This window comes from Bacteroides sp. D2 (assembly GCF_025147085.1).
In the GTDB taxonomy this organism is placed as follows: domain Bacteria; phylum Bacteroidota; class Bacteroidia; order Bacteroidales; family Bacteroidaceae; genus Bacteroides.
Genome location: NZ_CP102261.1, coordinates 1484523 through 1496869, shown reverse-complemented (window position 1 = coordinate 1496869; position 12347 = coordinate 1484523). Strand labels below are relative to the sequence as shown.

The 12347-nt window shown below is 42.3% G+C and carries 9 protein-coding genes; 8 read left to right on the top strand and 1 reads right to left on the bottom strand.

Annotated elements, in window-relative coordinates:
* The first annotated feature begins 52 nt into the window (after positions 1-52).
* From NQ505_RS05245 to NQ505_RS05210, 8 genes are all read left to right on the top strand, one after another.
* Positions 53-1264, top strand: coding sequence for an alginate lyase family protein (locus NQ505_RS05245; protein ID WP_009001302.1), 1212 nt, complete (start codon positions 53-55; stop codon positions 1262-1264).
* A gap of 174 nt (positions 1265-1438) precedes the next feature.
* Positions 1439-2848: an alpha/beta fold hydrolase gene (locus tag NQ505_RS05240; protein WP_009001303.1), complete on the top strand. Its 1410-nt coding sequence runs from the start codon at positions 1439-1441 to the stop codon at positions 2846-2848.
* Between the two features lie 149 nt (positions 2849-2997).
* Entirely contained in the window at positions 2998-4305 is a 1308-nt protein-coding gene (locus NQ505_RS05235) for a Fic family protein (RefSeq protein ID WP_009001304.1), read from the top strand.
* A gap of 252 nt (positions 4306-4557) precedes the next feature.
* The gene (araJ, locus tag NQ505_RS05230) at positions 4558-5700 is read left to right on the top strand and encodes an MFS transporter AraJ (protein WP_009001305.1); all 1143 of its coding nucleotides are present in this window, start codon (positions 4558-4560) and stop codon (positions 5698-5700) included.
* A gap of 66 nt (positions 5701-5766) precedes the next feature.
* The gene (gene ychF, locus NQ505_RS05225) at positions 5767-6870 is read left to right on the top strand and encodes a redox-regulated ATPase YchF (RefSeq protein ID WP_009001306.1); all 1104 of its coding nucleotides are present in this window, start codon (positions 5767-5769) and stop codon (positions 6868-6870) included.
* A gap of 47 nt (positions 6871-6917) precedes the next feature.
* A complete protein-coding gene (locus tag NQ505_RS05220) occupies positions 6918-7826 on the top strand; it encodes a ketopantoate reductase family protein (RefSeq protein WP_009001307.1) in 909 nt (302 codons plus the stop codon).
* Between the two features lie 49 nt (positions 7827-7875).
* A complete protein-coding gene (gene lgt, locus NQ505_RS05215; RefSeq protein ID WP_009001308.1) occupies positions 7876-8709 on the top strand; it encodes a prolipoprotein diacylglyceryl transferase in 834 nt (277 codons plus the stop codon).
* Positions 8706-9350 (top strand): chloramphenicol acetyltransferase, encoded by a 645-nt coding sequence (locus tag NQ505_RS05210; protein ID WP_009001309.1) that lies wholly within the window; start codon positions 8706-8708, stop codon positions 9348-9350. The genes lgt and NQ505_RS05210 overlap by 4 nt, the downstream gene beginning before the upstream one ends.
* A 67-nt stretch (positions 9351-9417) precedes the next feature.
* On the opposite strand, the gene mutS is transcribed toward NQ505_RS05210, so the two are convergent.
* Entirely contained in the window at positions 9418-12006 is a 2589-nt protein-coding gene (mutS, locus tag NQ505_RS05205; protein WP_032854157.1) for a DNA mismatch repair protein MutS, read from the bottom strand.
* Positions 12007-12347 lie beyond the last annotated feature (341 nt).

Here is a 12347-nt window from a genome sequence, read left to right as displayed (position 1 = left end):
ATATCGGTAAGAAAAACGGAGGATTTAATTGTTTAAACTAACGGATAAAAACATGAAGAAATCTGCTAAATTATGGATGGTCATTCTCTTCCTATTCACCGGAGCAGGAAGGGTAACTGCGCAAATTCCATCTACCAGAATATACGACGGAAAGAAACTGGCTAAGGTAAAAGCCCGTATGGAGTCGAAAGAATATGCGTCTGCCATCACTAAATTGATGAATGAGGCGGACAAAGCCCTGAAAAGTAAACCTGTCTCCGTGATGGATAAAACGATGGTTGCGGGTAGCGGGGACAAACACGACTACGTTAGTATGGGACCTTACTGGTGGCCCGATCCGACGAAGCCCGACGGTCTGCCTTATATCCGCAAAGACGGAGTACGCAACCCTAATGCAACCAGTGACTGTACGAACATCGGAAAGACAATTAATGATATATCGACTTTAGGAATCGCCTACTATTTCTCCGGCAATGAGAAATATGCAGCCAAAGCTGCTGAACTCACCCGTATCTGGTTTCTGAACCCTGAAACTCGCATGAATCCCAACATGAATTATGCACAAATGATTCCGGGACATAATGAGAACAAGGGCAGAGGATTCGGCATGATTGATGTTTATGCGTTTATCAATTTACTGGATGCAGTGGAGATGATGAATACTTCCACCGACTTTACAATAGCAGACCGTTCCGGTCTGAAAGATTGGTTTACCGATTATCTGGAATGGATTCGCACCAGTCCTGTAGCCGACGAGGCAAGGACATCTGAAAATAATCATGGAGTATCTTTCGACGTGCAACAAACGGTATATGCGCTCTTCACCGGAGATTCCGTCCTGGCACGGAAGACAATCAGTGAGTTTGCAAAGTTACGATTGTTCCCACAAATCGAACCCGACGGCAGACAGCTTAGAGAACTGGAGCGCACCAACGGACTTAGTTACACAAACTACAATCTGGCTCTTATAATGGATATGTGTGCAATCGGCCATACATTAGGTATAGATGTCTACAACAGCACTTCCAAAGACGGGCGTTGCATCGCGAAAGCATTGAAGTATATGGCTTCTTTTATCGGAAAGCCACAAAGTGAGTTTCCATACCAGCAAAGCAGGGATTGGGAAAAAGAGTTGCAAACAAGTTGTTGGATATTGCACCGTGCTTCTTTCTATGACAATAAATCGGGTTGGGAGGAGATCTGCCAAAAATATCTGAAGCCATCCAGTACGGACAGAAGGCGATTGTTATATAGTTTAGAATAATTCAATAGGTATATTATAAATATTACACGATATTGGAATAGATTAAGATGTTTCTGAATAAGATATTACCAGATTCTGACAAGATTGGGTAATGTCTTATTTTTATAATGAGGAAAATTATTACCTTTGTTATATCTTATATTTACAATAAGATCAAATCTAATTTTTCCTCTTATGAAAATAATTAAAGCTGCCCGCATCGTTACCCTCATTACCGGACTAGTAATAGCCGGAATGTTCTTCTCACCCCCTGTTTCTGCCCAGGACATTTCGGGAACCTGGCATGGAAAACTTTCCATTCCCACCGGTTCACTGACTATTGTATTCCATATCAGTCAAACAGGACAGGGAACTTATGTGACGACATTGGACAGCCCCGACCAGGGAGCTAACGGCATAAAGACGCAGACCACTTCTTTCAATGATTCTATATTGACAATCCAGATACCCATTATCCATGCCTCTTACAAAGGAAAATTGGATAGTAATCAAACAATCAGTGGGACGTTTACACAGGGAATGCCTATTCCGTTGAATTTGGAAAAGGGAGAAGCCAGCCGCCCCAAGCGCCCGCAGGAGCCTCAACCGCCTTTCCCCTACAAAAACGAAGAGGTCATTGTGAGGAATGAGCAGGATGGCATCAACCTTGCCGGAACATTGACTCTTCCCCAAAAGGGAACTAAGTTTCCGGCAGTGGTTATGGTGACAGGGAGCGGTGCACAGAACCGGGATGAAGAAATCATGGGACACAAGCCTTTCCTCGTCATCGCCGATTATCTGACCCAGAACGGGATTGCCGTACTTAGATGTGATGATAGGGGAACTGCCGCTTCACAAGGTAATCATGCAACAGCTACCAATGAGGATTTTGCCACAGATACGGAGGCTGCTATCAATTATCTGCGCAGCAGAAAAGAAATTAATGCGAAGAAAATCGGTATCATCGGACATAGTGCAGGTGGAATCATTGCATTCATCGTTGCAAAAAAAGATCCGTCGATCGCATTTGTCGTTTCATTGGCAGGAGCCGGTGTGAAAGGTGATAGTCTGATGTTGAAGCAGGCAGAGTTAATCTCTAAGTCTCAAGGAATGCCGGATGCCGTTTGGCAGGGGGTGAAACCGTCTATCCGAAACAGATACGCCATACTGCAACAAACGGATAAAACTCCCGAAGAGTTACAGAAAGAATTGTATGCAGACGTTACCCAAACAATGTCTCCCGAACAATTGAAAGATTTAAATACCATCCAGCAGATATCTGCGCAAATCAGTTCGATGACTTCTCCGTGGTATCTGCATTTTATGCGATATGACCCGGCCGAAGACTTGAAGGAACTAAAATGTCCGGTTCTGGCACTGAACGGAGAAAAAGACATTCAAGTGGATGCCGCCATGAACCTGACCGCCATCCAAGAAAGAATCACTGGAAATGGAAATAAAAATGTAACTATCAAAGCCTATCCCAACTTAAACCATCTGTTTCAGACTTGCGAAAAAGGAACACTGGCGGAATACGGGCAACTGGAAGAAACCATCAGCCCGGAAGTTTTAAAGGATATCATGGAATGGATAAAGAAACAATAAGCCCATTTTACGATATACCTTTCAGACGACATTTCTTAATATCACATCGTCATTCTTTCCAATTCTTGCAAATATTTGAAGAATTTGCAAGAATTGGAAAGAAAAACGTTATATTTGTAGGTCCCAATATAATATAAACAAGTGATAGTATGATTGAACTTCCACCTCAAATAAGTCAGAAAGAATATTTAAGTGTTCTTCTGACTGAACCGCTTGAAAAACTCAAAGCAATCATAGAAAAAAACAATGATAAGTATAGTTACTGGTCTGATGTAAAATATCAAAGGACTCCTGATGGAATATCCAATAAAGAATTGTGGTGCTACATAAAAGCATCACGAAAAGCAAAACGAATGATCGTATGGAAAAAGTATGGTATATCTATCAGTATAACCAATGCCATGCAACGAATGTGTCACGAGTTTGATATGAACTTCGGTGGTTCCTGGGGAAGTAGTTCAATCATCCCAGCAGAAAACAAAGAACAATATCTAATTAGTTCATTAATGGAAGAAGCCATATCTTCCAGCCAAATGGAAGGAGCCGCAACTACCAGAAAAGTAGCAAAGGAGATGTTGAGAAAAAGCCTTTCTCCACAAGACAAGTCTCAACAGATGATATTCAACAATTATCAGACCATACGCTTTATAACTCAACATATAAATACCCCGTTATCGTCTGGGCTATTACAACAAATTCATGTCTTAATGACCGAAAAGACATTAGAAAACCCAGCTGATGCTGGGAGATACAGAACGAATGACGAAGTAGTGGTGGAAGATGCCATATCACATGAAGTAGTACATACACCTCCTCCATATGAAGACATTCTTCCGTTTATTGAAGATTTATGTACATTCTTCAATGAAAACAATCCCAAAGTATTTATTCATCCGATCATCAGAGGCATTATCATTCATTTTATGATTGCCTATATGCATCCTTTTGTGGATGGAAACGGACGTACAGCAAGAGCCCTATTTTATTGGTATATGCTAAAAAGTGGCTACTGGTTGACTGAATACTTATCTATTTCAAGGGTTATTGCCAAATCAAAAAAGTCCTATGAAAATGCTTACTTATACACGGAAGCAGATGAGAAAGACATGGGATATTTCATAGCTTATAACCTTCGGGTGCTGGAGCTTGCCTTTAAAGAACTACAAACTTATATTAAACGTAAATTAGACCAGAAACATCAGGCATCTGTATTCTATAAATTAGATAATATCAACGAACGCCAGGCAGATATTCTTAGGCTTATTAATGATAACCCTAAAATATTATTCACTGTAAAAGAACTGCAGAACAGGTTCTCTGTCACTCATACTACTGCTAAAAATGATATTGACGGTCTTGTAGAAAGAAAACTGATAGATGAAATATCACTCAATAAAGTAAAGAAAGGGTATGTAAAAGGAGAAATGTTTGATGAAATTGTTAAATCAATTACTTAGTCTTTCCAATTCTTGCAAATATTTGAAGAATTTGCAAGAATTGAAAAGAGTCGATAATTAGGCATAGTTCATATATCATATGATGCCTCAAAATGTATTACCTGACGTTTACACTGATATTGTACAAATTGATTTAAATCAAAATCGTCCGGCTTGAACTCACCTTGAAAGATTTTGTTTTACCTTTGCAGCCGAAATAAAAAAGCGGCAGATCAAAAGGTAAAAAGCAACAGGTATTAGGTAAAGTTTGGTATGAAGAAGAGTCTTATTGCATTGGCGTTCGGTACACTGGGATTGGGTATTGCCGAATTTGTGATGATGGGAATTTTGCCCGATGTGGCAAAAGATTTAGGTATTAGTATTCCTACCGCAGGGCATTTCATATCTGCTTATGCATTAGGCGTCTGCGTTGGTGCCCCTGTACTGACATTGGCCCGCAAATATCCATTAAAACATATTCTGTTGGTATTAATTACTTTGATTATGATAGGTAACATCTGTGCGGCTATGGCTCCCAATTACTGGGTGTTACTCGCTGCCCGTTTCATCTCCGGCTTACCTCATGGCGCATACTTCGGAGTAGGATCTATTGTTGCCGAAAAACTGGCCGATAAAGGCAAAGGCTCGGAAGCCGTCTCCATCATGATTGCCGGAATGACCATTGCCAACCTATTCGGTGTACCTCTGGGAACTTCTTTAAGTACCATGCTTTCCTGGCGTGCCACTTTCCTACTGGTCGGTATCTGGGGAATTGTTATCATGTACTATATCTGGCGATGGGTTCCCCATGTAGAAGGTTTGCAGGACACCGGCTTTAAAGGGCAGTTCCGTTTTCTTAAAACTCCGGCTCCATGGTTGATTCTTGGTGCCACAGCCTTAGGAAACGGCGGTGTATTCTGTTGGTATAGCTACATCAATCCGCTGCTTACCAATGTGTCCGGCTTCTCTGTAGAAAGCATTACGCCCTTAATGATTCTTGCCGGCTTCGGTATGGTGATGGGAAACCTGATTAGCGGACGTCTTTCCGACCGTTACACTCCCGGAAAGGTGGGAACTGCCGCACAAGCACTTATCTGCGTGATGTTGCTGCTTATCTTCTTTCTCTCTCCATATAAATGGGCAGCCGCCCTGTTAATGTGCCTTTGTACGGCAGGACTGTTTGCTGTATCCAGTCCGGAACAGATATTGATTATCCGTGTAGCAAAAGGAGGAGAAATGCTGGGAGCAGCCTGCGTACAGGTTGCGTTCAATCTCGGAAACGCCATCGGTGCCTATGTAGGCGGACTGGCTGTTAGTGGCGGATACCGTTATCCTGCCCTGACAGGTGTACCGTTTGCCTTGATTGGATTCACTTTGTTCTTGATTTTTTATAAGAAATACCAAGCAAAATACTAAAACTCTACCAAAATGCCTATCTTTGCAGTCAAATTATCGATAATTAAATAAAAACGAAATAGATAAATGGCATTGCAATGTGGTATTGTCGGACTACCGAACGTGGGTAAGTCGACTCTTTTCAACTGTTTGTCGAACGCAAAGGCACAAGCGGCAAACTTCCCTTTCTGTACAATTGAACCGAATGTAGGTGTAATTACCGTTCCTGACGAACGTCTGAACGCACTGGCAGAACTGGTACATCCCCAACGAATTGTTCCTACAACTGTAGAAATCGTAGATATCGCCGGACTGGTAAAAGGCGCAAGCAAAGGTGAAGGACTGGGAAACAAGTTCCTTGCCAATATCCGTGAAACAGATGCAATCATCCATGTGCTCCGTTGCTTCGACGACGACAACGTGACACACGTAGACGGAAGTGTAAACCCTGTCCGTGACAAAGAGATCATCGATTACGAACTCCAACTGAAAGATCTGGAAACAATCGAAAGCCGTATTCAAAAAGTACAGAAACAGGCACAAACAGGTGGAGATAAGGCTGCTAAACAAGCTTATGATGTACTCGTCCAATATAAAGATGCACTAGAACAAGGTAAATCTGCACGTACAGTGACTTTCGAAACGAAAGACGAACAAAAGATTGCTCACGAACTGTTCCTGCTAACCAGCAAACCGGTGATGTACGTTTGCAACGTTGATGAAGCAAGTGCAGTAAACAGCAATAAATACGTAGATATGGTACGCGAAGCCGTGAAAGACGAGAATGCTGAAATTCTGGTGGTTGCAGCCAAAACAGAAGCGGACATTGCCGAACTGGAAACGTACGAAGACCGCCAGATGTTCCTTGCCGAAGTAGGCTTGGAAGAATCGGGCGTAGCACGTCTTATCAAATCAGCTTATAAGTTATTGAATCTTGAAACCTATTTCACAGCCGGTGTGCAGGAAGTACGCGCCTGGACTTACGAAAAGGGATGGAAAGCTCCTCAATGTGCTGGTGTTATCCATACTGACTTTGAAAAAGGCTTTATCCGTGCCGAAGTTATCAAATACGAGGACTATATTCAATACGGATCGGAAGCAGCAGTGAAAGAAGCCGGAAAGCTGGGTGTGGAAGGAAAAGAATATGTAGTGCAGGACGGAGACATCATGCATTTCCGTTTCAATGTGTGATTATCAATAATCACCAACGACTCATTAATTATTAATTCGCTAATAACATGAAGTATCTCATCGCAGGAACTGGAGGTGTAGGCGGCAGTATCGCAGGATTTTTGTCGCTGGCAGGCAAAGATGTGACCTGTATTGCCCGTGGTGCTCATTTGCAAGCAATACAAACGGATGGTTTAAAACTGAAGTCGGATTTAAAAGGCGAACATACGCTCCGGATTCCGGCAACTACCGCTGAAGAATTCAATGGAAAAGCGGATGTGATATTTGTATGCGTGAAAGGTTACTCGGTCGATTCTATTGTAGAACTCATTCAAAGAGCCGCTCACAAAGATACGGTTGTCATCCCCATACTGAATGTGTATGGAACAGGACCGCGGATACAGAAACTTGTTCCGGGAGTCACCGTTCTGGATGGTTGCATCTATATTGTGGGGTTTGTATCCGGCACAGGAGAAATCACCCAAATGGGGAAAATCTTCCGGTTGGTGTACGGCGCTCATCGCGGCACTATCGTTAAACCCGGATTACTGGAAGCTATCCAACAGGATTTGCAGGAAGCAGGTATCAAAGTAGACCTTTCACCGGATATCAACCGGGATACGTTTATCAAATGGTCGTTTATTTCGGCAATGGCTTTAACAGGGGCTTACTACGATGTCCCGATGGGTGAAGTCCAAAAGCCGGGAAAGGTACGGGATACATTCATCGGGCTCACTACAGAGAGCGCTGCTTTAGGAAAGAAGCTAGGTGTGGAATTCCCGGAAGCTCCTGTTACTTACAATCTGAAAGTTATCGATAAACTGGATCCCGAAAGCACTGCTTCCATGCAGAAAGATCTGGCACGCGGACACGAATCCGAGATACAGGGACTGCTCTTCGATATGATTGCAGCAGCCGAAGAACAAGGTATTGACATACCGACCTACCGGATGGTTGCAGAAAAATTCAAAGAATAGCCACTAGAGAAAGAATGAAACCTATTAAATAAATAATACTACCAAGCCTATGTATTCACTTCTCAACATCAACTGGAACCCGAATCCCGAACTATTCAACCTGTTCGGTATTTCTATCCGTTATTACGGATTATTGTGGGCAGTAGGAATATTCTTTGCTTATGTTGTTGTTCACTACCAGTTCCGGGATAAAAAGATAGAAGAAAAGAAGTTTGACCCGCTTTTCTTTTACTGTTTCTTTGGTATTCTGATCGGTGCCCGTCTGGGACACTGTTTATTCTATGATCCGGGATACTATCTGTCACATTTCTGGGAAATGATTCTTCCCATCAAGTTTATGCCGGACGGAAACTGGAAGTTTACCGGATACGAGGGATTGGCCAGTCATGGTGGCACACTGGGATTGATGATTTCGCTCTGGTTATATTGCCGTAAGACAAAGCTCCACTATATGGATGTGGTAGACATGATTGCCGTAGCTACTCCAATCACAGCCTGCTTCATTCGCCTTGCCAACCTGATGAACTCTGAAATCATCGGTAAACCGACTGATGTGCCCTGGGCATTTGTTTTTGAACGCATTGATATGCAGCCCCGTCATCCGGGACAGCTTTACGAAGCCATCGCCTATCTTATCCTGTTCTTCATCATGATTTATCTGTATAAGAATTACAGCAAGAAATTACATCGCGGATTCTTCTTCGGACTCTGTCTGACTTACATCTTTACTTTCCGCTTCTTCATCGAGTTCGTGAAAGAAAATCAGGAAGCATTCGAGAACGGCATGACGTTCAACATGGGACAATGGTTAAGCGTTCCATTTGTCATCATAGGCGTTTATTTCATGTTCTTCTATGACCGGAAGAAAGTAGAAAAGAAATGAAACATATCATAGATATAGAAACTTGGGAGCGGAAGGAGAATTTCAACTTCTTCCGCCACTTCCAGAATCCACAATTATCCATTACCTCCGAAGTAGAATACGGAGGAGCAAAGAAACGGGCCAAAGAGGCTCATCAATTCTTCTTCTTGCACTACCTTTATGCTGTGCTCCGTGCAGCCAATGAGATTCCCGAATTACGCTATCGCATTGATCCGGAAGGTCGCGTAGTGCTCTATGATAAAATAGATATTCTATCTCCAATCAAAATAAAAGAGAACGGCAAATTCTTCACCATACGCTTTCCTTATCACGAAGATTTTGACACCTTTCACCAGGAAGCCCGGAAAATTATTGATTCTATTCCCGAGGATGGTGATCCGTATGCAGCCAAAAATGGAGAGGTAGCCCACGGAGATTACGGTCTGATCCTGTTAAGCGCAACTCCCGATTTATATTTTACTTCAATCACGGGTACACAAGAAAAACAAAGTGGCAACAATTATCCGCTACTGAATGCAGGAAAAGCAATCACCAAAGAAGGCAAATTAGTAATGCCTATCGCTATGACCATTCATCATGGATTTGTAGACGGGCATCATCTTTCATTGTTTTACAGGAAAGTAGAAGAGTTACTAAAATAAAGCACAAACAAGGATTATCATTCTCCCCATTGCTTCATATTACAGATTTTAAATTAAGGGGAAATAATTATTTCCCCCTGACTATCTTCTTGATATCATTCAGCTTATTCAATGCCTCAATCGGAGTGAGATTATTCACATCCAAATTCAGAATCTCATCACGAATCTGGCAGAGAATCGGATCATCCAGTTGGAAGAAACTCAACTGCATCCCTCCACGGTTCTCGCTCACTTCCGTCAACGGTTTACGGGAAATTCCTTGTTGGCGATTGTCAGATTCGAGCTGCTTCAGTATCTCATTGGCACGTTTCACTATACTTTTCGGCATACCAGCCATCTTTGCCACGTGAATACCGAAAGAGTGCTCACTACCACCCCGCTCCAGCTTACGAAGGAAGATTACCTTATTATCAACTTCTTTCACCGATACATTATAATTCTTGATACGCTTGAAGGATTTCTCCATCTCATTCAATTCATGATAATGCGTAGCAAATAAGGTACGTGCTTTAGCTTTCGGATGCTCATGGATATGCTCTACAATTGCCCAAGCAATGGAAATACCGTCATAAGTAGACGTACCACGTCCCAACTCATCAAACAACACCAGACTTCGGGAAGAAACATTGTTTAGAATATCTGCCGCTTCATTCATCTCTACCATGAATGTAGATTCTCCGACCGATATATTATCACTCGCTCCTACACGAGTGAATATCTTGTCTACCAAACCAATGTGCGCACTCTCCGCAGGAACAAACGAACCGATTTGAGCCAATAACGTAATTAATGCTGTCTGACGTAAAAGCGCAGACTTACCGGCCATGTTTGGACCTGTAATAATAATAATCTGCTGCGTAGTGCTGTCCAGCATTACATCATTAGCAATATACTTCTCGCCAATCGGAAGCTGCTTTTCAATCACCGGGTGACGTCCCTGGCGAATATCCAACACATCATTATCCTCAATGACCGGACGAATATAACGATTCTCACGGGCCACATTGGCAAATGACAACAAGCAATCCAAACGTGCAATCTGATTCGCATTCACCTGTATCTGCGGAATAAACTCCGTCAATGCCTGAACCAAATCCGTATATAATTGAGTCTCCAACGCAAGAATCTTGTCTTCGGCACCCAGAATTTTCTCTTCATATTCCTTTAGTTCCTGTGTGATATATCGCTCCGCATTAACCAACGTCTGTTTACGAATCCATTCTTTCGGAACTTTATCTTTGTGGACATTACGAACCTCGATATAGTAACCGAATACGTTATTATAAGCAACTTTCAAGCTCGGAATACCCGTCGACTCACTTTCACGCTGTTGTATCTTCAGCAAATAATCTTTTCCTGAATAAGAGATTTGGCGCAATTCATCCAGGTCTGCATTCACACCGTCTTTAATTACTCCGCCCTTATTTATCAATAAAGGAGGATCATTATTTATCTCTTTAGCAATCCGGTCACGAATAGGAATACAAAGATTCAGCTGTTCACCAATACGATTTAAGCTGGCATTATCAGCTTCCAGGCATGCCTCTTTTATTGGCTCAATTGCTTGCAAAGCAACTTTCAACTGAACAACTTCACGAGGCGACACACGGCCTACAGCCACTTTGGAAATAATACGCTCCAAGTCCCCTATCAAATGCAACTGCTCTTCAATCAGTTCTTTAAATTCCGGTTGACGGAAGAAATATTCAACTACGTTCAAACGTTCATTGATTGGTTTCTCATCTTTCAATGGAAAAACCATCCAACGTTTCAGCAGACGCGCCCCCATCGGGCTGATCGTTCTGTCAATCACATTGAGCAGACTGCTTCCGCCGTCATTCATATTGCCAATCAGCTCAAGACTGCGCACAGTGAACTTGTCCAGACGGACGTATTTATCTTCTTCAATACGAGCCAATGAGGTGATATGACCAATCTGCGTATGTTGCGTCATCGTCAGATATTGCAGGATAGCACCGGAAGCAATGATACCATTCTTCAAATGCTCCACCCCAAAACCTTTCAGATTCTTCGTCTCAAAGTGTTTCAGCAATTTCTCACGAGCCGTCGTTTCTGTAAACACCCAATCATCCAGCTCGAACGTGAAAAACTTACTGCCGAAATTACCTTCAAACATCAAACGTTTGCCACGTTCAAAAAGAATTTCCTTCGGGGCGAAGTTGTTCAACAGTTTATCAATATAATCAAAAGGTCCTTCTGCAGTTAGGAATTCACCGGTAGAAATATCAAGAAAAGCAACCCCACAGGAAGCTTTCCCGAAATGAACGGCAGCAAGGAAGTTATTTTCTTTATAATTCAGGACATTATCATTGATAGAAACACCGGGAGTCACCAGTTCGGTAATGCCACGTTTCACCAATTTTTTCGTCATTTTCGGATCTTCCAACTGGTCACAGATAGCAACACGCTTTCCGGCACGAACCAATTTCGGAAGATAGGTGTCGAGAGCATGATGCGGGAATCCCGCCATCTCAACAGTCTTTCCTTTCCCGTTAGCACGTTTTGTCAGTGTGATTCCTAATATTTCCGATGCAACAATAGCATCCGTAGAATATGTTTCATAAAAGTCACCGCAACGGAACAGCATCACTGCATCCGGATGTTTGGCCTTCAAATCCAGAAACTGTTTCATCATCGGGGTGAGGACGATTTCTTCTTCGTTCACGGTTCTCTCCTTTTCTTTTTTATTTAGGGTAAACAATTGCAATATCTTTGCAAAGATAACGGTTTTTCGGCAGAGAATCAACGGTATCCTCCAATTCAATTTTCACAATTAGTGTTGCATTCCATCAAAAAAAGAGGGCTTATTTCTTAACAAGTAGGAGAAAAACATTAAAACGTGTTATAAAACATGCTATTTTTCTTGGATAATTTGCTAATTTCCCAATAGTCCGTATCTTTGCAATGTGTTTTTCATAGTATTAGATTTAAGGTTAACAAAGGTTGGAGCAAGGCGTTGCTCCTTTTTTTATGTCC

What these genes read in the sequence shown, in the direction of transcription:
- mutS (WP_032854157.1), bottom strand. Translation starts at nt 12,006, where the DNA reads ATGATGAAACAGTTTCTGGATTTGAAGGCCAAACATCCGGATGCAGTG.
- NQ505_RS05245 (WP_009001302.1), top strand. Translation starts at nt 53, where the DNA reads ATGAAGAAATCTGCTAAATTATGGATGGTCATTCTCTTCCTATTCACC.
- NQ505_RS05235 (WP_009001304.1), top strand. Translation starts at nt 2,998, where the DNA reads ATGATTGAACTTCCACCTCAAATAAGTCAGAAAGAATATTTAAGTGTT.
- NQ505_RS05210 (WP_009001309.1), top strand. Translation starts at nt 8,706, where the DNA reads ATGAAACATATCATAGATATAGAAACTTGGGAGCGGAAGGAGAATTTC.
- NQ505_RS05240 (WP_009001303.1), top strand. Translation starts at nt 1,439, where the DNA reads ATGAAAATAATTAAAGCTGCCCGCATCGTTACCCTCATTACCGGACTA.
- ychF (WP_009001306.1), top strand. Translation starts at nt 5,767, where the DNA reads ATGGCATTGCAATGTGGTATTGTCGGACTACCGAACGTGGGTAAGTCG.
- araJ (WP_009001305.1), top strand. Translation starts at nt 4,558, where the DNA reads ATGAAGAAGAGTCTTATTGCATTGGCGTTCGGTACACTGGGATTGGGT.
- NQ505_RS05220 (WP_009001307.1), top strand. Translation starts at nt 6,918, where the DNA reads ATGAAGTATCTCATCGCAGGAACTGGAGGTGTAGGCGGCAGTATCGCA.
- lgt (WP_009001308.1), top strand. Translation starts at nt 7,876, where the DNA reads ATGTATTCACTTCTCAACATCAACTGGAACCCGAATCCCGAACTATTC.